The organism is Hymenobacter armeniacus (assembly GCF_014699055.1).
Taxonomy (GTDB): Bacteria; Bacteroidota; Bacteroidia; order Cytophagales; family Hymenobacteraceae; genus Hymenobacter; species Hymenobacter armeniacus.
In genome coordinates this window covers 770254-791777 of record NZ_JACXAC010000002.1, presented here as the reverse complement: position 1 = coordinate 791777, position 21524 = coordinate 770254, and the positions used below count along the sequence as shown (strand labels likewise).

Annotated in this window: 20 protein-coding genes; 6 read left to right on the top strand and 14 right to left on the bottom strand. The window is 63.4% G+C overall.

Annotated features, from left to right (window positions below):
- Window positions 1–2 precede the first annotated feature (2 nt).
- The 4 genes from IC234_RS07775 to IC234_RS07760 all read right to left on the bottom strand — a co-directional run bounded on the left by IC234_RS07775 (window position 3) and on the right by IC234_RS07760 (window position 6586).
- A complete protein-coding gene (locus IC234_RS07775) occupies window positions 3–1556 on the bottom strand; it encodes an NFACT RNA binding domain-containing protein (RefSeq protein WP_190923276.1) in 1554 nt (517 codons plus the stop codon).
- A 34-nt stretch (window positions 1557–1590) separates the two neighbouring features.
- A complete protein-coding gene (locus tag IC234_RS07770; protein ID WP_190923275.1) occupies window positions 1591–2358 on the bottom strand; it encodes an MBL fold metallo-hydrolase in 768 nt (255 codons plus the stop codon).
- An 87-nt stretch (window positions 2359–2445) separates the two neighbouring features.
- Window positions 2446–2832, bottom strand: coding sequence for a response regulator (locus tag IC234_RS07765; protein ID WP_190923274.1), 387 nt, complete (start codon window positions 2830–2832; stop codon window positions 2446–2448).
- A 55-nt stretch (window positions 2833–2887) separates the two neighbouring features.
- Window positions 2888–6586, bottom strand: coding sequence for a PAS domain S-box protein (locus IC234_RS07760; RefSeq protein ID WP_190923273.1), 3699 nt, complete (start codon window positions 6584–6586; stop codon window positions 2888–2890).
- 126 nt (window positions 6587–6712) lie between these two features.
- Between IC234_RS07760 and IC234_RS07755 the strand changes: the two genes are divergently transcribed.
- Together IC234_RS07755 and IC234_RS07750 are read left to right on the top strand one after the other, a co-directional pair.
- Complete coding sequence (locus IC234_RS07755; protein WP_190923272.1) at window positions 6713–7888, top strand: glycosyltransferase; 1176 nt, start codon at window positions 6713–6715, stop codon at window positions 7886–7888.
- Between the two features lie 37 nt (window positions 7889–7925).
- Complete coding sequence (locus IC234_RS07750) at window positions 7926–8642, top strand: DUF2927 domain-containing protein (protein WP_190923271.1); 717 nt, start codon at window positions 7926–7928, stop codon at window positions 8640–8642.
- A gap of 161 nt (window positions 8643–8803) precedes the next feature.
- Here IC234_RS07750 and IC234_RS07745 read toward each other — a convergent pair whose 3' ends face one another.
- Complete coding sequence (locus IC234_RS07745; protein WP_190923270.1) at window positions 8804–9169, bottom strand: hypothetical protein; 366 nt, start codon at window positions 9167–9169, stop codon at window positions 8804–8806.
- A 207-nt stretch (window positions 9170–9376) separates the two neighbouring features.
- Between IC234_RS07745 and IC234_RS07740 the strand changes: the two genes are divergently transcribed.
- Together IC234_RS07740 and miaA are read left to right on the top strand one after the other, a co-directional pair.
- Window positions 9377–11068 (top strand): amidase, encoded by a 1692-nt coding sequence (locus IC234_RS07740; RefSeq protein ID WP_190923269.1) that lies wholly within the window; start codon window positions 9377–9379, stop codon window positions 11066–11068.
- The gene (gene miaA / locus IC234_RS07735; protein WP_190923268.1) at window positions 11069–11992 is read left to right on the top strand and encodes a tRNA (adenosine(37)-N6)-dimethylallyltransferase MiaA; all 924 of its coding nucleotides are present in this window, start codon (window positions 11069–11071) and stop codon (window positions 11990–11992) included. It begins immediately after the preceding gene.
- A gap of 86 nt (window positions 11993–12078) precedes the next feature.
- On the opposite strand, the gene pfkA is transcribed toward miaA, so the two are convergent.
- Window positions 12079–13050: a 6-phosphofructokinase gene (gene pfkA / locus IC234_RS07730; protein ID WP_190923267.1), complete on the bottom strand. Its 972-nt coding sequence runs from the start codon at window positions 13048–13050 to the stop codon at window positions 12079–12081.
- A 232-nt stretch (window positions 13051–13282) separates the two neighbouring features.
- Between pfkA and IC234_RS07725 the strand changes: the two genes are divergently transcribed.
- Window positions 13283–13741: a tellurite resistance TerB family protein gene (locus IC234_RS07725; RefSeq protein WP_190923266.1), complete on the top strand. Its 459-nt coding sequence runs from the start codon at window positions 13283–13285 to the stop codon at window positions 13739–13741.
- Window positions 13742–13845: 104 nt separating this feature from the next.
- On the opposite strand, the gene IC234_RS07720 is transcribed toward IC234_RS07725, so the two are convergent.
- The 4 genes from IC234_RS07720 to IC234_RS07705 all read right to left on the bottom strand — a co-directional run bounded on the left by IC234_RS07720 (window position 13846) and on the right by IC234_RS07705 (window position 16870).
- The gene (locus IC234_RS07720; RefSeq protein WP_190923443.1) at window positions 13846–15042 is read right to left on the bottom strand and encodes an aspartate aminotransferase family protein; all 1197 of its coding nucleotides are present in this window, start codon (window positions 15040–15042) and stop codon (window positions 13846–13848) included.
- Between the two features lie 245 nt (window positions 15043–15287).
- Window positions 15288–15785 (bottom strand): hypothetical protein, encoded by a 498-nt coding sequence (locus IC234_RS07715; protein ID WP_190923265.1) that lies wholly within the window; start codon window positions 15783–15785, stop codon window positions 15288–15290.
- Window positions 15786–15800: 15 nt separating this feature from the next.
- Window positions 15801–16256 carry a hypothetical protein gene (locus tag IC234_RS07710; RefSeq protein ID WP_190923264.1) on the bottom strand — a complete coding sequence of 152 codons (456 nt, stop codon included), beginning with the start codon at window positions 16254–16256 and terminating at the stop codon, window positions 15801–15803.
- A 65-nt stretch (window positions 16257–16321) separates the two neighbouring features.
- A complete protein-coding gene (locus IC234_RS07705) occupies window positions 16322–16870 on the bottom strand; it encodes an RNA polymerase sigma factor (protein WP_190923263.1) in 549 nt (182 codons plus the stop codon).
- 158 nt (window positions 16871–17028) lie between these two features.
- Here IC234_RS07705 and IC234_RS07700 point away from each other — a divergent pair, with 158 nt between their 5' ends.
- Complete coding sequence (locus IC234_RS07700; RefSeq protein WP_190923262.1) at window positions 17029–17841, top strand: class I SAM-dependent methyltransferase; 813 nt, start codon at window positions 17029–17031, stop codon at window positions 17839–17841.
- A 74-nt stretch (window positions 17842–17915) separates the two neighbouring features.
- On the opposite strand, the gene IC234_RS07695 is transcribed toward IC234_RS07700, so the two are convergent.
- The 4 genes from IC234_RS07695 to IC234_RS07680 all read right to left on the bottom strand — a co-directional run bounded on the left by IC234_RS07695 (window position 17916) and on the right by IC234_RS07680 (window position 21446).
- Window positions 17916–18296, bottom strand: a complete 381-nt coding sequence (locus IC234_RS07695) for a hypothetical protein (RefSeq protein WP_190923261.1) — start codon at window positions 18294–18296, stop codon at window positions 17916–17918.
- A 169-nt stretch (window positions 18297–18465) separates the two neighbouring features.
- Window positions 18466–19422: a transketolase family protein gene (locus IC234_RS07690; protein ID WP_190923260.1), complete on the bottom strand. Its 957-nt coding sequence runs from the start codon at window positions 19420–19422 to the stop codon at window positions 18466–18468.
- Window positions 19423–19529: 107 nt separating this feature from the next.
- Window positions 19530–19922, bottom strand: coding sequence for an endonuclease domain-containing protein (locus tag IC234_RS07685; RefSeq protein ID WP_223827534.1), 393 nt, complete (start codon window positions 19920–19922; stop codon window positions 19530–19532).
- A 75-nt stretch (window positions 19923–19997) separates the two neighbouring features.
- Complete coding sequence (locus tag IC234_RS07680; protein WP_190923259.1) at window positions 19998–21446, bottom strand: vWA domain-containing protein; 1449 nt, start codon at window positions 21444–21446, stop codon at window positions 19998–20000.
- Window positions 21447–21524 lie beyond the last annotated feature (78 nt).

The following is a 21524-nucleotide window of genomic DNA, read 5'->3' as shown; positions in this document are numbered from 1 at the left end:
CGCTATTCCCGCTCAAACGGGTTGCCGGGCTTGACCAGCACCACCCGCTCGCGCTCCACCACTACCTGCCCGGGCAGGGCGCCTTTGGGCTTGCGCACGTACTTTTTGGGCGTCACGGTCACGGGGCACAGCGTGTCGTGCTGGCGGCGCGAATACCAGCCGGCCAGCTGCGCGGCGTGCTCTATCACGGGTTCGGGCACGGTTTGCCCGGCCCGCTGCCGGATGACAACGTGCGACCCCGTCACGTCTTTGGCGTGCAGCCAGAGGTCGTCCTTATGGGCATATTTCTGGGTGAGCAGGTCGTTGTTGGCGGCATTGCGGCCCACCAGAATGGTGAAGCCCCGGTCTTCAAACACTTTGAACGGCAGTTCCGTGGCGGCTTTGGCCGCCGTGGGCGCGGGGTCGAGGCCGTGCAGCTTACGCCAGGCGCGCAGGCCGCGCAGCTCGGCGAGCTGAGGCTGGGTGTCCAGCTCCTCCAGTCGCTCCATGGCCGTCAGGGCCTCGGCTTCGCGGCGGGCAATGCGCTCGGTGAGCTGGCGCTCTTCAATTTGCTGGTTCTTGCCCTTGCGGTACAGGTTTTCGGCGGTGAGCTGGGGCTTCTCGTTGGGCTTGAGCTTGATGGTCCGGGGCTGGTTGGTGTAGAAGTCCAGCACTTCAATCTGCTCGGCGCGGGCCGGAATGGCGTGCAGGTGCGCCATAATCAGGTCGGCGGTGTGGCGGTAGCCGGCTTCGTGGGCCAGCGCGTGCAGGCGCTGGCGGGCGTGGGCAGCGGCCGTGCTGGCTTCGTCGGCACGGCGCTCCAGCAGTTGGCGCAACTGCTTGGTTTCCATCTCCAGCGCCCGCCGGCCCAGGGCCATGGGCACGAAGCGGCGCAGGGCACCGATGGGGTCGTCGCCGGGCAGCGTTTCGAGGATGTCGCCGAGGGGCAGCAAGCTCAGGCGGGTGCGGCCATCGAGCTGAATGAGGTAATAATGCGCCGGCTTTTCCAACTGCGCCAGCACTTGGTTCACCAGCCGAGACTTGGTTTCGGGCGGCGCCTGGTCATAGCCCTGGGTACGCAGGTAGCGCAGGGGCAAGTCGGCCAGCGGGGGCGGCAGCTTGCCGGCGGCTACGGGTGCGGGGGCGGCTTGCGGCTTCAGGTCGGCGTCGGCCAGCAGCTTCTGCTGAAACAGCTGGGCGGGCGCTTCAGCCGCGGTGCGAAAAATGGCGTTCGGCCGCGGGCCGTAGAGCTTGAACACCAGCCGGGCGCCGCTCCGAAAATTCACTTGCAGCACCCGGTCCTGGGGCCAAGCGGCCACGCCTTCCACTTGCTCCCCCAGCAGGCCCGGAAATAAATCCACCGAATTGGAGCGAGCGCGCTGAAAGGTCTCGGGCAAGGCCAGGGCCGGAAACGTAGCGCCCAGCTGCGCCTTCAGCCAAAACTCCTTGCTGCCGTCCGTGAGGCCAACCACCAGTTCATCCTTTTCCTGCGTGAAACACACGGCCACGCGGCAGCCCCGCAGCCGCTCGGTAAGCGCGGGGGCCAGTTGGCGCAGGAAATAATAGTTGGTGTGCATAAATAAACCGGCAGGAATGTGCCGCGGCGCGTTCCTACACCGTCACTTTCAGCCCATCATACGCCAGCCGAATCCAGTCCGGCAGCTCGGCTTCCACTTCCTGGTGGCGGCCCAGCTGGTGGCTGATGTGCGTGAGAAAGGCCCGCTTGGGCGCGGCCTCTTCCAGCACCGCAATGGCCTGGGCCAGCGTGAAGTGCGAAATGTGCTCCTCGCGCCGCAGGGCGTTGAGCACAATCACGTCGGCGTCGCGGAGCTGGGCGCGGGTTTCGGGCCCGATGTGGTTGGCATCCGTCAGGTAGCAGAAGCCGCCGATGCGGAAACCCAGCACCGGCAGGCGGTGGTGCATGGCCCGCAGGGGCAGCACCGAAACCCCCAGCACGTCAAACGGCGCGTCGTCGCGCTCGATGGGGTGCAGCGTCACGCGCGGCACGCCGGGGTACTTGTTTTCGGCAAAAATGTAGGCAAACTCCTGCTGCAGTTGGCGCAGCACGCGGGGTTCGGCAAAAACCGGCATGTCCGTCTGCTGCCGGAAATTGAAGGCCCGGATGTCGTCGAGGCCGGCGGTGTGGTCTTTGTGCTCGTGCGTGAACAGCAGCGCGTCGAGCCGAGTGACACGGGCGCGCAGCATCTGCTGCCGAAAATCGGGGCCGGAGTCGATGACGAAGCTGCGGCTACCCACTTCCACGTGCACCGACACGCGCAGGCGGTGGTCGCGGTGGTCGAGCGAGCGGCACACCGCGCAGGTGCACCCTATCATGGGCACCCCGGAAGAGGTGCCGGTACCTAAGAACGTTACAACCATCTTAATGAGTGAATGGCTGAATGGCTGAATGAGCGAATGGCCGCGTGCTCATTCACCCATTCAGCCATTCACTCATTCACCAATTGATTAGCCCACGTACTGCTTCACCACGCGCACGAGGGCGTCGAAGTCGAGCGGCTTGGGCAGGTAATCGGTCACGCCGGCCTCGCGGAACTGGTCCATCGAGTAGTTGTTGGCGTTGCCGGTGATGGCGATGATGGGCAATTTATTGATGGCCGGGTCGGCGTGGGCGCGGATTTCGCGGGTGCACTGCATGCCGTCCTTCACCGGGATGTTGATGTCCATCAGCACGCAATCGACCGGAGTGGCTTCGAGTTGCTTGAGGACTTCGCCCCCGTTTTTGGCCAGCACGATTTTGTACTTCTGCAACTCCAGAATCTTACGGGTGAGGTTGAGAATCACCGAGCTGTCCTCAGCAATCAGAATGGTTTTGGATTGGGTATCGACGGACATGAGCGTTAGGGGTTGGATTGGGTTGGGGGTAGAAAAATAGAAGAACGGGCCGAAATCATTCGGCAGGGGTACTGATGGCTCGCTCAACGGCGCCGGGGTATTCGGCTACGAACTGTGCAAAGTAATGTTCCAGAAGTTGAAATCCCGCCGCGCCCTCCTCCATCCGGCCGCCCTTGAGCTGGTGCTCGAGGTAGCGGGCCTGGGCCGCCAGGGCCACGCCGCCCAGCGTGGCGGCCGTGCCTTTGAGCTGGTGCAGCATGGGCAGCAGGTCGCGGAAATTGCCTTCGGCGGCCGTGGGGGCGGCGTCGCGCAGCAGGTCGCCGGCCTCCTGCTCAAACTCCTGGTAGAGGTCGGACGTGAACTCGGTGCCGCCCAGCTCCACCAGCTGCCGCAGGATGGTTTCGTCGAGTGTGGGCTCCTTGGCCACCTCGGGCGCGGGCGTGGGCAAGGGCGGCGGCCCGCCGGCCACCGTAGCCGGCGCGGCCGGCGCATTGGCCAGGGCCGACCCTTCGCCCACGGGGCGGCCGGGGCGCGGGCGCAGCCAGCGGTGCAGCACTTCGTAGAGGTGGCGGCTTTTCACGGGCTTGCCCACGTAGTCGTCGAGGCCCTGGCGCATGAAGCGGCCGGCGTCTTCCTGCATGGAATACGCCGTCATGGCCACCACGGGCGGGCAGCTTTCGCCCAGCAGGCGCCGGATTTCGGCCGTGGCGGCCACGCCGTCCATGTCGGGCATCTGGATGTCCATGAAAATGATGTTGAAGTCGGCCCCGGGGGCCGTCACCATTTCAATGGCTTCGGGGCCGCCGCCGGCCACGCTCACCTGGCAGCCCAGCTTGGTGAGCAGGCGCTGGCCCACTTTCTGGTTGATGGCGTTGTCGTCGACGAGCAGCACGCGCGGCGAAGCTTCAAACGGCTGGAACACGGGCTCGCGCACCTGCGGCGCGGCAGGCAGCTCGCTGCTCACGGCCTCGCGGGCGCTGATGGTGAACCAAAACACCGAGCCTTCGCCCTCGTCCGACAGCACCCCGATTTCGCCGCCCAGCAGTTCGGCCAGTTGCCGGCTGATGCTCAGGCCCAGGCCCGTGCCGCCGTAGGCCTTGCTGGGCGTGGTGTCGAGCTGCGTGAAGTTGGTGAAGAGCAGGCTGGCGTTGTCGTTGGAGATGCCGATGCCCGAGTCCTGCACCGCGAAGCGCAGGGTGTGGTGCTCGCCGTCGGTGCTCACGCTGCTCACCACAATGGCCACGGTGCCCTCGTTGGTGAACTTGATGGCGTTGGCCACCAAGTTGGACAGAATCTGGAGCAGGCGCACCTCGTCCGTTATCACGAAGCGCGGCGTGTGCGGCGTGATGTGGTAGGTGAAGCGAATGTGCTTCTGCTCGGCCCGGTAAATGAACAGGGCCCGGATGCGCTCCATCACGGCCTGCAGCTCGATGGCCGTTTCGTGAATTTGCAGCTTGCCAGCCTGAATTTTCGACAGGTCGAGGATGTCGTTCAAGATGGTGAGCAGCGCGTCGGAGCTCTTGCGCAGGGTGTCCACGTAGTCGAGCTGCTCCTCGGTTTCCACCGTCTGGTCGAGCAGGTCAATCATGCCGATGATGCCGTTCATGGGCGTGCGCAGCTCGTGGCTCATGTTGGCCAGGAACTGCGTTTTGGCTTCCAGGGCGGCTTCGGCCTCGTCCTTGGCCTTGCGCAAGTCGTCCTGCATCTGCCGGATTTCGGTCACGTCGCGGGCAATGCCCTCGGTGCCGAACTGGCCGAGCTCGCCGGTGGCTTCCTCGCCCTCGGGCGGGGTGGCCATGCGGGCGTTCACGAGCACGCTCACCGGGTAGCCGTCCTTGTGCCACATCTGGGTTTCGAAGTTGCGCAAGCCCCCGCTGCGTTCGGCTTCGGCGTTGGCGCGGGCCATGTCGTCGGCGTCCACGAAATAGTTAGTCACCGGTTGACCAATGACTTCTTCGGGCTCGTAGCCCAGCACGTCGCGCACCGAGGGGCTCACGATGGTGAGCAGGCCGTTGCCGTCGGTGCGATAGTAGATGTCCTGAAACGACTCGAAGATGTTGCGAAACTTCTCCTCCTGGGCCTCCAGGGCCAGCTGGGCGCGCTTCTGCTCGGTGATGTCGTGCGCAATGGCCGAGATTTCCTCAAACGAGCCGTCGCCCAGGTAAATGGGGTTCAGGTGAATGTCGGTCCACACGTCGTAGCCGCGGGCGTCGCGCAGGCGCATCTCAAAGCGCTGGGCCTGGCCCTTGGCGGCGGCGTCGTAGTGGCGCACAAAGATGTCGCGTTCGTGCTCGGGCATGTGGGCTAGGTCGGCCTCCCACAGGTTGAGGCCGCGCACGGGATAGGTGCCGTTGCGCCGCAAGAACAGGGCCGCGTAGTTGCGGTTGAAGTTCATGAGGTGGGCGCGGGTGTTCACCGTCCACATCACGTGCGAGCCGCTTTCGAAAATGGCGTTCAGGCGGGCCGTCTGCTTGCCAATCTGCTCCTCGTTGCGCTTGCGCTCGATGGCCAGGGCCACCTGGTTCGAGATGAAGTGCAGCACGTCCAGGTCGCCGGGCGTGTAGGCATCGGCGCGGGTGTAGTCCTGCACGGCCAGCACCCCGATGATGCGGTCGCCGATGCTCAGCGGCGAAGCCAGCATCACCTCGGGCACCAGGCCGTGGGCCGTGACGGTGCCGCTGCGCACCAGCTGCTGAAAGTCGGTGTGCGTGAGGTAGCGGGGTTGGCCGCCGGCAATGATGTACTCTGACACGCCGTTGGAGAACGGCAGCGCGCCCAGCGGCCGGTGCTGCGGGTGCTGGTCGACGTGGTAGGCAAACTGCAACTGCGTGCGGGCGTCGTCGCACAGGGCAATGAACAGGTTGCTGGTTTCGATAATCTTGCTCAGCTCGCGGTGAATGGCGCCGTAAAGACTAGGCAGGTCCTTGGCCGAGATGGCCAGGTTGGCGATGCTGTAGTAGACCTTCTGCAGACGCTCGGCCTTGATGCGGTCGGTGATGTCGTGCAGAATGGCGCGGCTGCTCACCGGCTGGCCTTCCTCGCGCACCACGCTCATGCTCCCGATGAGGTGCACGGGCTTGCCCTGGTTGGTCAGAAACACGGTTTCAACCTTATTCACGGGCTCGCCGTCGTAGAGGTTGCGCAGCTGGTAGAGCAGCTTGGCCTTGTAGTAGGGGTGCACCACGTCGGCTAGGGTGCGGGTGGCCAGCTCGGCGTCGGAATAGCCCAGCTTTTCCTTCCAGGCCTTGTTCACAAACAGGAAGCCGTTGTCGGCGCTCAGGTGCTGCACTAGGTCCTGGGCGTTGTCAAGAAAGTCCTGCAGGTGGGTGCTGTCGCCGGCCAAGGCGGGGCTGGCCAGCAGCTGCTCGTTGGGCACTTCGCCGGCCATCCACATGCCCGTGATGGTGCCGGCCACGTCGCGCGTGAACCCCGTGCGCCAGTGCACCTGCCGGAGCTGCCCGGTGCGCGTGAGCACGGGGCGCTCGGCGTTGGGCGCAAGGGTTTCGTTGGCAATGGTCTCCAGGTAGGCTTGGTGCTGGGCCGCGCGCTCGGCCTGGGGCGTAAACATCTCGTAGCCAATGCGGCCCACTACCTGCTTGCGCGTGTAGCCGGTGAGCGCCAGGAAGGCTTCGTTCACGTCCATGACGGTGCCCACCACGTCGAGCAGCACGTACACTTGCCCCAGTTGGTCGAGCAGCGCTGTCAGCGGCGGCGCCACGGGGCGGGTCGAAGAAGCAGCCGGGAATGAAGCCATACAATAACGCGTCCTGCCTGTTGAATTTCCTGCTAATATAACCACCGCCGTGCCGGGCGGCGGCGTAAATTTGGCCAAAATAAAATAACTAACGCGGCGCTGCCCGGGCGGCGCCAGCTTCTGCTCTTGCCGCCCCCGTCCGCGCCGCGCCTGCTCTTCGCCGTCACCACCGACCTGTGCTTCGACCAGCGCATGCAGCGCATTTGCGGCAGCCTGGCCGCGGCCGGCTACCAGGTGCAGCTCGTGGGCTGGCAGCGGCCGGCCTCGCCCCCGCTCACGCCCCAGCCCTACCAACAGCACCGCCTGCGCGGTTGGTTTCAGAAGGGCAAGCTGTTTTACCTGGAGTACAATCTGCGGCTGCTTTTCTATTTGCTCAGCCAGCGCGCGGCCGCCTGGTGCGCCTGCGACCTGGACACCGCCCTGCCCGTGTGGCTGCGGGCCCGGCTGGGCGGCCAGCCGCTGGTGTACGATGCCCACGAGCTGTTCACGGAAGTGCCCGAGGTGGTGGCCCGGCCGGCGGTGCAGCGCGTGTGGCGCTGGGTGGAAAGCTTCATCGTGCCGCGGGCCCGGCTGGCGTATACCGTGGGCCCGGCGCTGGCCGGGATGTTTAAGCAGCGCTACGGCCGGCCGTTTGCGGTGGTGCGCAACGTGAGCCGGCTGCGCGAGGAAGACGTGTTGCCGCCTGCTCCGGCGGCCGCACCGCCCGGCGGCTACATTCTGTACCAGGGGGCCCTGAACGTGGGCCGCGGCCTCGAAAACCTGCTCGACGCCATGCCCCAGGTGGCGGGCCGGCTGGTGATTTGCGGCGAAGGCGACCTTTCGGCGGCCCTGCGCGCGCGGGCCGCACGCTTGGGCCTGCTGGCGTCGGGCAAAGTGGAGTTTCGCGGCTTCGTGCTGCCCGAGGCACTGCGCGAGGTGACGCGGCACGCGGCCGTGGGCATCATGCTGCTCGAAAACATCGGCCTGAGCTACTACTACTCGCTGGCCAACAAGTTCTTCGACTACGTGCACGCCGGCATCCCGCAGGTGCTCATCGACTTTCCCGAATACCGCGCCCTCAACGACGAATTCGACGTGGCCGAGCTGGTGACGGACTTGGCCCCCACCACCCTGGCCCGGGCCCTCAACCGCCTGCTGCGCGACGAGCCGGCCCGCTACCACTATTTGGCCGAAAACTGCCGCCGCGCCGCCCCGCAGCTCAGCTGGCAGCACGAGGAACGGGCGCTGCGCCGGCTGTGGGGTGGCGTGGTGCCGGTGGCACCTGCCGGGCTGCTACCCAACCGGGAACAACTCCACGCCTAACATGAAAAACGTTCTCCTGCTTGCGGCCATCGGGGCCGTGCTGGTCATCGGCTTCTACGCCCGGCAAACGTGGAGCTGCCATGCATCGCTGACCCCGGCCCAGGCCAAGCGGCTGCGCACGGAGTACAGTCGGGAAGACCTTTCCTACTTTGGGCAAATTGCTTTTGGGAATGATTTGGGCACATTGAGCGAAACCATTCATCGGTGGAACCGGCCGGTTGTGCGCGTTGCAATCATGACGGCCTGCACCGCAGCCGAAAAGCAGGAAGTGCGGCGGGTTTTGGCAGACCTGAACACCATTAGCCGCAGCACCAAGTTCCAACTGCAGCCCGACAAGCCGGACCTGCGCATCTACTTTGCGCCCATTCAGGATATTCCGCAGCTGTTTCGGGGCCACGATGGTAGTGCAAACGGCACCTTTGCTTTTCGCACCACGCCGTGCGGCGAGATTACCAGCGCCACAGTAGCCGTGGCCAATAACTTAACTTTCGAGGGCCATGAGGAAGCCATTATCCGAGAGGAAATAGCACAAAGCATTGGGCTTCCCAAAGACACCAACCGCTACCCCAAAAGCGTTTTTTCCTCCAATCGCCAAATTGTCATCGACCAAGCTTCCGGCGATACCTACCGCCTTTTTGCCACCGAGTTTTTGCCCATTGACCGACGCATAATCAGCATTCTTTACAATTCGGGGATACCGGTCAATACGTCACGGGCTGATTTCACCCGCCACGTGCTTGCGGCGCCAGAGTAGCGGGTGGGCGAAACGCGGGGCCCTGCCCATGGGGCCCCAGCCCAGCGGGCAGCACGAGGCGCGGGAGCTGCGCCGGTTGTGGACGCAAGTGGTGCCGCTGACCGATTAGCCGAGGGCAATTGCCCGACTTCCTGCATTAGCTGTGCCGCATACCTGCACAATCAACTGCTGGCAGATTCAGGACCGGTGCCCGGACCGAGCAATGCCCGGCAGAGGGCGGCGCAGGGCAAGGCCACCGGAAAAACGGCCAGCAGGCCAGCGGCTCGGGGCAAGGCCATGCCCAGCAGGTTTTGCCCGTAGAGCGGCGCGGCATTGAACAAAAAGCTCAGGTCCGTGGTGTGGGCCGTCACGCCGAGCTGGCCCAGCCGCAGGTAGGCTCCCACCACGGGCAGTAGCAGCCCCGCGCTGAGCCAGTACCCGGCGCGAAAATCCCGCCGCGGCGCCCGACGCCACCGGTCGATGCAGCGCAGCAACGCGGCGGCGGTGAGGCCCACCAAGAGCACGAGGGACAGGAGTTGGGGCAACATATAAGGCAGTGGAATAAGCGCTACGAGGGCACGGGAAACGGGGCAGGCCCCTGTTGCGCAAAGAAACGGCCGGACAGCTAATTCAAGATTCACTGGCGCGTGGGTGCCCGGGCCGGCGCCGTGTGGCCTAACTTCGTACGACCGTTTTTGCCACTGCCAGCCGCGGCGCGGCGCTTTTCCGGCGGGCACCTCCCACCCGCATTTCATATGCTAGTCTTGAAAAAACTGACTCCTGCCCTGCTCCTCGGCACGGCCTGTTTTGCCGCCGGCGCCCTGGTGGCGCGGCCCACGGCCCCGGAAGAAATTACGGTGCCCATGCTCCGCGCCGCGCAGCAGCTCATGGGGATAAGCTTTTCCGAGGCCCAGCTCGACTCAACCCGCCGCAACCTGACCGGCTACCGCGAAAGCTATGAGGCCTTGCGCAAGCTGGACATATCCAACAGCGTGGCCCCGGCCGTGGTGTTCGACCCGCGCCCGCTGCGGCTGCGCCAGGCCAGCCTGGTCGCTGCCACCACCACCCCCGGCAAGCTGCCGGAAATGGCCAAGGTGAAACTTCCCGCCACCCGCGACGACCTCGCATTCTACACCGTGCGGCAGCTGGGCGAGCTGCTGCGCACCAAGCAGATTTCGTCTGAGGAGCTGACTACTTTTTTCCTGGCCCGGCTCAAGAAGTACGACCCCAAGCTGCACTGCGTCATCACCCTCACCGAAGAGCTGGCCCTGCAGCAGGCCCGCCAGGCCGACCAGGAAATCAAAGCCGGCAAATACCGCGGGCCGCTGCACGGCATCCCCTACGGCGCCAAGGACTTATTTAGCGCCAAAGGCTACAAAACCACCTGGGGCTCGGTGCCCTACAAAGACCAAACGCTGGACGAGGACGCCGCCGTGGTGGAGCGCCTGCGCGCCGCCGGAGCCGTGCTCTGCGCCAAGCTCACGCTGGGCGAGCTGGCCCAGGGCGACGTCTGGTTTGGCGAGAAGACCCGCACGCCCTGGGACATCACCAAGGGTTCCAGCGGCTCGTCGGCGGGCTCGGCCTCGGCGGTGGCGGCGGGGCTGCTGCCGTTTGCCATTGGCACCGAAACGCTGGGGTCCATCGTGAGCCCCAGCACGGCCTGCGGCATCACCGGCCTGCGCCCCACCTACGGCCGCGTGAGCCGCGCCGGCGCCATGGCCCTGAGCTGGACCATGGACAAAGCCGGCCCGCTGGCCCGCTCGGCCGAGGACTGCGCCATCGTGCTGGCCGCCCTCACCGCCGCGGGCCCCGACGCCCGCGACCCGGCCACCATGCAGGCGCCCAACGCTTTCCGCTACGCCTTCGGTACCAACCTCAAAAAGCTGCGCGTGGGCTACGTGAAAAAGGCATTCGACCAAGACTACCCCACCAAGGCCAACGACCAGGCCAGCCTCGACGTGCTGCGCAAGCTGGGCGTGGAGCTGGTGCCCATCGAAATGCCGGCCATCGCGGCGGGCAGCCTGCGCTTCGTGCTCACGGCCGAAGGCGCGGCGGCGTTCGACGGCCTCACCCGCTCGGGCCGCGACGGCCAGATGGTGCTCCAAAACCGCTTCGCCTGGCCCAACACCTTTCGGTCGTCGCGCTTCATCCCGGCCGTAGAATACCTGCAGGCCCAGCGCGCCCGCAGCCTGCTCATCGAGCAGATGGACGCCCAGCTTAAGGGGCTGGATGCCTACATCACGCCTTCCTTCAGCGCCAGCCTGGTGGTCACCAACCTCACCGGCCACCCCGCCATCGCCCTGCCCAACGGCTTCACGGCCCAGGGCCTGCCCACCACCATCACCTTCATCGGCCAGCTCTACGAAGAAGGCACCCTGCTGGCCCTGGCCAAGGCCTACCAGGACGCCACCGAGTTTGACGAAAAGCATCCCCCTCTGACTTTCTAAATGGCGGACCTGCTTCCCCCTTCCATTCTTGCCCAGCTGGCGCCCACGCCCACCGACCCGCGGCCCGTACTGCTCACCATTGCCGGCCCCACGGCCGTGGGCAAAACCGCCCTGTGCGTGCAGTTGGCCCACCAATTCCGCACCGAAATCGTGTCGGCCGACTCGCGCCAGTTCTTCCGGGAGCTGAGCATTGGCACGGCCAAGCCCACCCCGGAGGAGATGCAGGGCGTGCCTCATCATTTTATCGACAGCCACGGCATCAGCGAGGACTACAGCGCCGGCCGCTTCGCCGCCGACGCCCTGGCCGTGCTCGAAAAGCTATTCCAGCGGCACCCGCTGGTTATCCTCACCGGCGGCTCGGGCCTCTACGTGCAGGCCGTCACCGACGGGCTCGACGAGCTGCCTAGCGTGCCGCCCGAAGTCCGGGCCCAGCTCCACACCGAGCTGGCCGCCCACGGCCTGCCCCACCTCGTGGCCGAACTGGCCCAGACCGACCCCGTGGCCCACGCCCGCATCGACCCGCAAAACCCGCAGCGCGTGGTGCGTGCCCTGGAAATCACGCGCGCCACGGGCCGGCCGTTTTCCAGCTTCCACACCAGCGGCCCGCCGCCCGAGAACCCGCTCTTCCGCAACGTGAAAGTGGCCCTTACCCGCGAGCGCGAGGCGCTTTACCAACGCATCAACCTGCGGGTAGAGCACATGCTGGCCGCCGGCCTGCTGGAGGAAGTGCGCGGCCTCCTCCCCTACCGCCACCACCACGCCCTGCAAACCGTGGGCTACCAGGAAATCTTCGGCTACCTCGACGGCGACTACGACTGGGCCGAGGCCGTGCGCCTGCTGCAGCGCAACACCCGCCGCTACGCCAAGCGCCAGCTTACCTGGCTGCGCCGCGACCCGGCGTATCAGTGGGTAGAATTAGGGTAAGAGGGTATGGGGGTAGGAGGGCAAGAGTTGTCATGTGCGGACATAACTCCTGCCCTCCTACCCCCACCTCTTACCCTAAAAAAAACCTACACGCTCAAAATCTCCACCATCCGCATAAAGCTCTGATTGATGAGCTTCTTCTTGTTGATGGTATCGATGAACGGCGTGTACACCAGCTTCTTGTCGATGATGCCGGCCATGACGTTGCGCATGCCGTTCATCAGGCCTTCCACGGCCGCAATGCCGAGCTGCGAGCCCAGCAGGCGGTCGGCGGCCGTGGGCGAGCCGCCCCGCTGAATGTGGCCAATCACCGTCACGCGGGTATCGAGCTGCGGGATGGCTTCCTTCACGCGGGCGGCCACCTGGGTGGCGTTGCCCTCCTCGTCGCCCTCGGCCACGATGACGATGAACGAAGTTTTGGAGCGGTGCCAGCCGGCCTGCAGGGTTTCCACGGCCACGTCGGTGCTCATCTGGGTTTCCGGAATCATCACGATTTCGGCCCCGCCGCCGATGGCGCACGGAATGGCGATGTAGCCCGAGTCGCGGCCCATCACCTCCACAAAAAAGCACCGGTCGTGCGAGTCGGCCGTGTCCCGGATTTTGTCGATGCACTCCAAAGCGGTGTTCACGGCCGTATCGTAGCCAATGGTGTAGTCGGTGCCGTACAGGTCGTTGTCGATGGTGCCGGGCGCGCCCACGGTGGGGATGCCGAATTCCTCCTCAAAAATCATGGCGCCGGTAAAGGTGCCGTTGCCGCCGATGGCCACCAGGCCTTCGATGCCGTGATTCACCAGCTGGTCGAAGGCCTGCTGCCGGCCTTCCTTTGTCATAAATTTCAGGCTGCGGGCCGATTTCAGGATGGTGCCGCCCTTCTGCACCGTGTTGGAAACCGACGCCGAATCGAGCCGCACAAACTCGCCCTTAATCATGCCGCTATAGCCGCGCATGATGCCATATACCTCAATGCCGTGGTAGGTGGCGGTGCGCACCACGGCCCGGATGGCGGCGTTCATGCCCGGCGAGTCGCCGCCGCTGGTAAATACTGCTATTCTCTTCATCAACTTGTTCTTAAATCATGCGGGCAGGCCAATGGCGCCCAAACCCCGCAAAGTTGGCGAAACGATTGCATATCCGCCGCAGCCTGCCCCAAAATACCCACCGGCGGCGCATCATCTTTTTTTTACCTTTTGCGTAACAATGGCAGAAATCAGCCGGTTTTTTTACTACATTGACTCAACAATCGGCCCGATTGCAGTAAAATCATCTTCCACCTCCTAATTCCCACGTTTTATGTTCGGTTTTTTCGAAAATGAGCAAGCCAAAAAAATTAAAGGCCACCTGCTGAACCTGGCGGCCCTGGCCAAAGCGGATGGCCACATCGACGCGCGGGAGATGAACTTCATCTTGGCCGTGGGCAAGAAGAACGGCCTGAGCCAATCGGAGGTGCAGGCGCTGGTTTCGGGGGCCAAAGGCACGAGCAACGACCTGCCCACCAACGACTCCGAGCGGTTTGACCAGATTTTTGACCTGGTGGACATGATGCTGGCCGACGGCATCGTGGACGAGACGGAGATGGAGTTCTGCATCATGATGGCCGAAAAGCTGGGCTTCCGCAAAGCCATTGTGGGGGTGCTGGTCCGCAAAATCTCGCAGGGCGTGAAAGACGGCCTGCCGCGCGAACGCATCAAAGAGGAAAGCAATTCCTTTTTGAATTACAACGAGTTGCCCCGGCCCACGGTAGTCTTGTAGGCCTATGGCACAAGCTTACTCTTGAGGGGCTGCCCTCCGTTACCGGCCCGCCGCTTTCCGACTTTGTCGGCATTGCGGCGGGCCGGTTTGCGTAGCCGGGCAGCCTAGCTGATGCCCGTGACGTGCGAAATGGCCCGCAGCAAGGCCGCGCAGGCCTCGTCAATCTCGGCGTCGGTGATGATGAGCGGCGGCGCCAGCCGCAGGGAATTGTCGCAAAAGAGAAACCAATCGGTGAGAATGCCTTCGTGCTCCAGCGCATGGTCGATGATGGGCTTGAGCACCGCGAAGGACTCGAACTCCACCGCCATGAGCAGGCCGCAGCCGCGCACCGCCCCGATGGCCGGGTGCCGCAGCTGCCCCCGAAACCGGGCCGCCTTGGCCGCCACGCCTTCGGCCAGCCGCTCGTCCTGAATGACTTGCAGGGTAGCCAGCGCCGCCGCGCAACTCACCGGGTGCCCGCCAAACGTGGTGCAATGCCCCAAAATGGGGTTGGTTTTGAAGCCTGACATGATTTCGGTGCTCGAAATGAACGCCCCGATGGGCATACCGCCGCCCATGCCCTTGGCACACACCAAGATATCGGGCTCGATGGCGAACTGCTCGAAGGCCCACATGCTGCCCGTGCGCCCGTAGCCGCACTGAATTTCGTCCAGAATGAGCAGCGCGCCCACTTCGGTGCAGCGGGCGCGCAGCGCCGGCAAATATTCGGGGCTAGGCACGCGCACGCCGGCCTCGCCCTGCACCGTTTCGATGACCACGGCGGCGGTGCGCTCGGTGATGAAGGCCAGGTCGGCCAGCTCGTTGTGGCGAATGTGGCGCACGTCGGGCAGCAGCGGGCGGAAGCTGTTCTTGAAGCCCTCGGAGCCGGTGATGGACAAGGCGCCGTGCGTGGAGCCGTGGTAGGCGTTGAGGCAGGAAATGAGCTCGGTGCGGCCGGTGTGGCGCTTGGCCAGCTTCAGGGCGCCCTCAATGGCCTCGGTGCCGGAGTTGGTGAAGAACACCGAATCGAGCTGCGCGGGCAGGGTTTGGTGAATGGCCTCGGCGAGCTGGGCGGGCACGGCCTGCACCAGCTCGCCGTACACCATCAGGTGCAGATACTTATCGAGCTGGGCCTGAATGCCGGCCAGCACGCGCGGGTGGCGGTGGCCCACGTTGCTCACGCCGATGCCCGAAATCAGGTCGAGGTAGCGGCGGCCGTCGGGGCCATACATGTAGATGCCTTCGGCCCGCTCAATTTCCAGCAGCAGCGGAAAGTCGGAGGTCTGGGCCTGGTGGCGCAGGAATAATTGGCGGGGTGTCAGAACCACGGATTCTTCGGATTTAAGCGTATAATCGGATTTTGTATATAGCCGTTTGTCATCCTGAGCGCAGCGAAGGACCTCATCACGTCTGAGCCAGATTGGTTATAACGTGATAAGGTCCTTCGCTGCGCTCAGGATGACGAACAACTTTCAAAACCAGCGAAAAATGATTTCGATTATTCCGCAAAAATAAAGAGGCCGCTGCGGGGACAGCGGCCTCTGGGCATAGCTCAGAAAGAAAAGCCTCAGTTAGTGTCGACGGCCGCTTGGCCGCCCGCGCCGGCTACGCGCTTGATGACTTCTTTGGTAAAGTCGCGCTCGGCCTGAAACAATTGGGCCACCTGGCGCAGCGAAATCACCTTCTGAAACTTGTCGAAGTACTCCTTTTCCAGGTTCAGCTCCTGCTGGCGCGTGGCGAAGGCCTGGTTGAACGTGTCGCGAATTTGCTGGTCGGTCATGCCCTCGGTCACGTCGCGGCGCAGCAGGCGGCCGCTGCGGTTGAGCTCGCGGCGGCGGGCCGAAAACTCGTTGTAGAGCGGCCAGAACTTCTGGGCCTGCTCCTGCGTGAGCGAGACGCGGTTGGTGATAAAGGCAATTTTGGCGTTTTCGAGCTGGCCGAGGCGCTGTCCTTTGCGGCCTCCGCCCAGGCCTTGGCCGCCGCCCTGGGCGTGGGCAGCCGGTGCCGCGGCCGCCAGCAAAACAGCGAGGCTAACTAATCGAAGTACAGATGAAATAGCGGACATGATAGGGGAAAGGAATTACAAATACGTCGGGTCTTCCGATGGCTGGTCGTCGAGGGCCTGGACCAGCTCCTCTTCCGACGCGTGCAGGAAGCCTTTGGTGATGTTGGGGTGGGCGGCCGTGAGCACGGCCAGGTCGGAATTCTCGACGCGGGCGCCGCTCGTGAGCAGGTAGCCCACCAGCTCGGTGCGCGGCACGGCGTCGAGCGACGCCACGGCTACGGGGGCTTCCGGGGCTGGCCCGCTCAGGAAAAACGAGGCCGCAAAGCCGCCCAGCACGGCCACCGAAGCCAGGCCGGTGCGCAGGGCCGGCGTGAGCCAGGCCAGCCAGCCGGGCACGGCCGGGCGGGCGTCGGCCCGGGGCAGCCGGGCCATTATCTGGGTCGGAAGCTTATCGAAATAGCCAGCGGGCGGCTCGCTCAGCAGCGGGCGGGGCCGCCGGGGGTGCGCGTCTAGCTTGAAAGTAGGTTTCATGGCAGTTGGATGAAGAACAGGGGGCGGCGTTTAACTCCGCAAGTAAAAATTTGTCTTTTGGCCGATTAATCGTCGGTGCTGCGGGTCACGTATTCTTCCACTTTCTTCACGGCGTGATGGTAGCTGGCTTTCAACGCGCCCACGCTGGTGCCGGTTATTTCGGCCATTTGCTCGTAGGGCATCTCGTCGTAGTAGCGCAGGTTGAACACCAGGCGCTGCTTATCGGGCAAGCGCAGAATGGCTTGCTGCAGCTTCAGCTCGATGGCGTCGCCGGCAATGGCCGGGTCGGCTTCCATCTTGGCGGCCAGCTCGGCGCCCACGTCGGTGAGCGGCAGCAGAAACTTGCGCCGCTTGCTGCTCAGAAAGTTGAGGCACTCGTTGGTGGCAATGCGGTATATCCAGGTGAAGAGGGCCGCGTCTTGCCGGAAATTCTCCAGGTGCTTCCACACCTTCACAAACACGTCCTGGGTAAGGTCGTCGGCGTCGTCGTGGTCAATCACCATCTTGCGCACGTGCCAGTACACCTTGCTCTGGTACTTGCGCACGAGCTGGTTGAACGCCAAGTTGCGCGAAGCCGGGTCTTGAAACTTGAGAAGGATGTCGTGGTCTTCCAAACGGAGAGGCCGGGATGGTGGCGGTAACTAACGCGGGTTGGATGGCCGTTGGGCCGCCAAGTTTAACACCACAGCTCAACAATAGCCCATTCCTTTTTTTATAAATATTTTCAACTATATATTTACATTACTAATCATCAACCGTTCATCCGACTGTAATGAATCCCAATAAAGCCCTGTGGGAGAAAGGCGATTTCACGCAAATCGCCCAAACCATGCGCCAAAGCGGCGACGAACTGGTGGCAAAGCTCGGCATCACCGAAGGCATGCGAGTGATTGACCTGGGCTGCGGCGACGGCACCACGGCCCTGCCCGAAGCGCTGCGCGGGGCCCACGTGCTCGGGATTGACATTGCCCACAACCTGGTGGAGGCCGGCAAACGGCGGGCGGCAGCAGCCGGCCTGGCCAACTGCACCTTTCAGGAAGGCGACGCCTGCCACCTGAGCGACGTGGCCGACCATTCGGCCGACCTGGTGGTCAGCATTTTCGGGGCCATGTTTGCCCCGAAGCCCTTCGACGTGGCCAAAGAAATGGTGCGCGTGACCAAGCCGGGCGGCAAAATTGTGATGGGCAACTGGATACCCGGCGACCCCACGCTCGTGGCCCAGATACTCCGCATCAGCTCGGCTTACACCCCGCCCCCGCCCGAAGGCTTCGTCAGCCCCATGACCTGGGGCGTCGAAAGCAACGTGCTGGAACGCTTCGGCCAGGCCGGCATTCCGCCCCAGCGCATTGCGTGCGACAAGGACACGTTCACCTTCGTGGCTCCTTTCGCACCCAGCGAGTTTGTGCGGCTGTTTCAGAACTTCTACGGCCCGACGATGAATGCCTTTGAAGCGGCCGAGCGCAACGGCAAAGCAGCCGAGTTGGAACGGGAGCTAACGGAACTGTTCATCAGCCAGAACAAGGCCGCCACGCCGGACAGCACGCTAATCCCGGCCGCCTACCTGCGCGTGACCGTGAGCTGCTAGCCCCCGAAGGCACGTGGGCCTGTCGCCACGCCGGAGCGATTTGCAGAGCAGACAGCCCGTCGATGAAAGCGCCGCTATTTGCCGACGTAAGCGCAGGTCCAGCGGTTGTCGGGGATGGTCGGGAAAACCAGGAAAAATTTATCGGGCCGGTCTATTTTTTCGGCTTTCCCTTTGTCGAAATATCCCCCGGCAAACAGCAGGTTGCCGTCCTTGTCGACGCTGAATTTTCCTTTGCTGGGTTTTTCAAAGCCCGAGTAGAAATAGGTGCCGTCGGGGCTGATGGTGAACGAGCCCCGGGGGGTGTACTCAACCATGCCGCCGCGGTATTTACTGGCCGTGCAGCCGTATTTGCCGTATTTGAGGGGCGCTTTGGGTGCAGCCTGCGCCCAACTGCCAGCCGGGGCCAGCGTGAGAAATGCACTGCCAATGGCGGCGAGTAGTAGGCGTTTTTTCATCGCAAAGAAGCGCTGATTGAGTGGTTGCAGGCGCTAATCAACGACATCTTCTATAAATTAAAAAGCGCGTCACTACCCGCAGGTGAAAGCCCGGGTGAGAAATGTGACCAAAAAGCAAAAAGCCCCGCGGCCAATAGACCACGGGGCTTTCCGTAGAACCATTGCTTACCTATTTCCGGCGTTTCATCACCGCTTCTACGGCGGCCACGATGGCGGCTTCGTTGAGCTTGTATTTCTCCATCAGTTGGTCGGGGGTAGCGCTTTCGCCGAAGCTGTCGTTCACGGCCACCATTTCCAGGGGCAGCGGCTCTTCGCGGGCCAGCAGCTGGGCGATGCTGTCGCCGAGGCCGCCGTTCATCTGGTGTTCTTCGGCCGTTACCACGCAGCGCGTTTTGCGCACCGAGGCGAGGATGGCCTCCGCATCGAGCGGCTTGATGGTGTGGATGTTGATGATTTCGGCGTTGATGCCTTTCTCGGCCAGGAGCTTGCCGGCCAGCACGGCCTTCCACACGAGGTGGCCGGTGGCGAAGATGCTCACGTCGGTGCCCTCGTTTAGCATCCAGGCCTTGCCGATTTCAAATTTCTGGTCGGCGGGCGTGAAGTTGGGTACCACGGGGCGGCCGAAGCGCAGGTACACGGGGCCTTCGTGGTCGGCGATGGCGATGGTGGCGGCTTTGGTCTGGTTGTAGTCGCAGGGGTTGATGACGGTCATGCCGGGCAGCATTTTCATCATGCCCAGGTCTTCCAGAATCTGGTGGGTGGCGCCGTCTTCGCCCAACGTGAGGCCGGCGTGGGAGGCGCAGATTTTCACGTTCTTGCCCGAATAGGCAATGCTCTGGCGAATCTGGTCATACACGCGGCCGGTGCTGAAGTTGGCGAAGGTGCCCGTGAAAGGGATTTTGCCGCCAATGGTCATGCCGGCGGCCACGCCCATCATATTGGCCTCGGCAATGCCGACCTGGAAAAACCGGTCGGGGTTTTCCTTCTTGAAGGCGTCCATTTTGAGCGAGCCGGTGAGGTCGGCGCAGAGGGCGACTACGTTGGGGTTGGTTTTGCCCAGCTCGGCTAGGCCCGCGCCGAAGCCGCTGCGGGTGTCTTTCGATTCGGTGTAGGGGAAGTCTTTCATGGGGTTGTAAGGGAGGTTAAGACGGTCAAAACTCCCCTCCTTACCAAGGAGGGGACGTTGTCGCGCCAGCGACAACTGGGGTGGTTGTGGGCGTTGAACGACAACCGTCAACGCCCGCTAAAACAACTTTCAATCGAGTGAAGCACGCTATCCAGCGCCGACCAAATTAGCTTGTTCTCAAACCGGATTACCCGAATGCCCACAGCATTCAGGTATTCGGTCCGCGCCGCATCGTGCAGATTGCCTGACGCAGTGAAATGGCCTGCTCCATCTAGTTCTACCGCAAGCTTTTCCTGCGGGCAATAAAAATCAAGAATAAATTCACCGACGCTATGCTGGCGCCGGAATTTGCGGCCGTTGAGTTGGCTGTTTTTTAAGCGGTTCCACAGCACGGCTTCGGCGGTGGTGAGGTTGTGGCGGAGGTCGCGGCGCTCGTCTTTTTTGTGGGAGAGGTTGTTGAGGATGGTTATGGGGTGTTGTTCTACTTTTGGTTCGTTCAACGCCTACAACCACCCCAGTTTTTGCTTCGCAAAAACGTCCCCTCCTTGGTAAGGAGGGAAGTTTATCGTTCTATTTCATTTTCCAAAAATGGCCACCGACGTCGTTTGCCCGCTCCGGATGGTGAAGTTGCGCACGTCGGTAAACTTGCTAGCGGTGCTGGTGGCCGTGCGGAACACCAAGCGGTAAGCACCGGGCTGCATGGGCAGGTTGATTTTGCTGCTGCCGCCGTAGGGCAAGTCGTAAATCCATGTCTGCGACTCGTCGTCATTCAGTTGGTAGATGCTGCCGTAGCCTTTCAGGTCCGAGGTGATGTTGAGCGTACCGGGCGAGTCGTAGGTGAACGTGTACTCCTGGCCCTGCTTGATGGTGAGGCGGCGTACGGTGCGGGGCAGCGTGAGGGCTTCCACTTCGTAGTTGCCGGCCAGCAGCTTCTGGCGGGTGCCGAAGGTGCCGGCCGTGACGGTAGCTCCGGCCTGACTGCGCACCACTGCCCGGATGGTGCCGTAGGGGTTGGGCGTGAGCGGCGGGTTTTGCAGCCAGAGGGTGCCCTGCGGCGTTTTGAAAGTGAAAACATTGGCCTTGCCGGGCTTGATGGGCAGATTGGCCTGGCGCACGGGCGGCACGGTGTTTATCACGAGGTCGTAGCTCTGCAGGGCGTCGATGTCGAGCACGTCGGGCTTGCCCTGGGCGTCGCGGTAGTGCACGTAGTTGTACTCGGGCTGCTCGGTCACGTTGTTCACGAAGGTCATGTTCACGTTCGTTTCAACGGGCCGGCCGGCGGCGTCGGTCAGGTTGACGGAGACGGTGGTTTTGCTCAGCGTTTGGGCAATGACGTCGTCCATCACCGTGCGGAAGGTTTTCACCTCGGCGGCGTTGTAATACTGGCCCAGGCATTCGAGCTGCTTGCCGAAATCCCGCTCGGCCCCGATGCCGATGACGAAGGGCTTGAGGAAAACGTGCTTGCGCTGCAACGCAATGGAAGCCGCGCAGGGGTCGCGGTTGCACGATTCGAGGCCGTCGGTAATCAGCAGCAGCACGTTGCGCGACGACTTATCCGTCGGGAAGTCGTTGGCCGACTGCTCCAGCGAATACGTGATGGGCGTGTTGCCCTGGGCCTTGAGCGTGGTCAGCTTCTCTTTGATGGCCTTGGCATTGCGGGGCGCAAAGGGCACTTCCAGCTTGGAATCCTGGCAGTTTTTGTCCGCGTTCGGAAACTGGTGGCCGTACACGCGCAGGCCCAGCTCCAGGTTGGGGTAGGCGTTGAGCGAGTCGACCATTTTGCTCAGCATGCGCTTGGCCACGACCCAGCGCGGCTGGCCTTCCCAGGGCGCCATCATCGAGCCCGAGGCATCAAGTAGGAAGAGAATGCGGGTGACTTTAGGCTTCTCGGGCGCGGCGTTCTGGGCCTGGGCGGTGCGGGTGAAGCTTAGGAGCGACAGTAGCGACAGGAGTACCGTTCGGACGTGGCGCCTCACCTCCCGGCCCCCTCTCCCCAGGGAGAGGGGGAGCCAGCCGATTCCCATTGGAAGCAAAACCGGTGTCCCCGAAGAATGCTTGGTCGCATTCTCTTTGGGAGAGGGGGTCAGGGGGTGAGGCGCCAC

Excerpts from the sequence above, each read along its gene's own strand:
- IC234_RS07775 (WP_190923276.1), bottom strand. The coding sequence starts at position 1,556 with ATGCACACCAACTATTATTTCCTGCGCCAACTGGCCCCCGCGCTTACC.
- IC234_RS07770 (WP_190923275.1), bottom strand. The coding sequence starts at position 2,358 with ATGGTTGTAACGTTCTTAGGTACCGGCACCTCTTCCGGGGTGCCCATG.
- IC234_RS07765 (WP_190923274.1), bottom strand. The coding sequence starts at position 2,832 with ATGTCCGTCGATACCCAATCCAAAACCATTCTGATTGCTGAGGACAGC.
- IC234_RS07760 (WP_190923273.1), bottom strand. The coding sequence starts at position 6,586 with ATGGCTTCATTCCCGGCTGCTTCTTCGACCCGCCCCGTGGCGCCGCCG.
- IC234_RS07745 (WP_190923270.1), bottom strand. The coding sequence starts at position 9,169 with ATGTTGCCCCAACTCCTGTCCCTCGTGCTCTTGGTGGGCCTCACCGCC.
- IC234_RS07740 (WP_190923269.1), top strand. The coding sequence starts at position 9,377 with ATGCTAGTCTTGAAAAAACTGACTCCTGCCCTGCTCCTCGGCACGGCC.
- miaA (WP_190923268.1), top strand. The coding sequence starts at position 11,069 with ATGGCGGACCTGCTTCCCCCTTCCATTCTTGCCCAGCTGGCGCCCACG.
- pfkA (WP_190923267.1), bottom strand. The coding sequence starts at position 13,050 with ATGAAGAGAATAGCAGTATTTACCAGCGGCGGCGACTCGCCGGGCATG.
- IC234_RS07725 (WP_190923266.1), top strand. The coding sequence starts at position 13,283 with ATGTTCGGTTTTTTCGAAAATGAGCAAGCCAAAAAAATTAAAGGCCAC.
- IC234_RS07715 (WP_190923265.1), bottom strand. The coding sequence starts at position 15,785 with ATGTCCGCTATTTCATCTGTACTTCGATTAGTTAGCCTCGCTGTTTTG.
- IC234_RS07710 (WP_190923264.1), bottom strand. The coding sequence starts at position 16,256 with ATGAAACCTACTTTCAAGCTAGACGCGCACCCCCGGCGGCCCCGCCCG.
- IC234_RS07700 (WP_190923262.1), top strand. The coding sequence starts at position 17,029 with ATGAATCCCAATAAAGCCCTGTGGGAGAAAGGCGATTTCACGCAAATC.
- IC234_RS07695 (WP_190923261.1), bottom strand. The coding sequence starts at position 18,296 with ATGAAAAAACGCCTACTACTCGCCGCCATTGGCAGTGCATTTCTCACG.
- IC234_RS07690 (WP_190923260.1), bottom strand. The coding sequence starts at position 19,422 with ATGAAAGACTTCCCCTACACCGAATCGAAAGACACCCGCAGCGGCTTC.
- IC234_RS07680 (WP_190923259.1), bottom strand. The coding sequence starts at position 21,446 with ATGGGAATCGGCTGGCTCCCCCTCTCCCTGGGGAGAGGGGGCCGGGAG.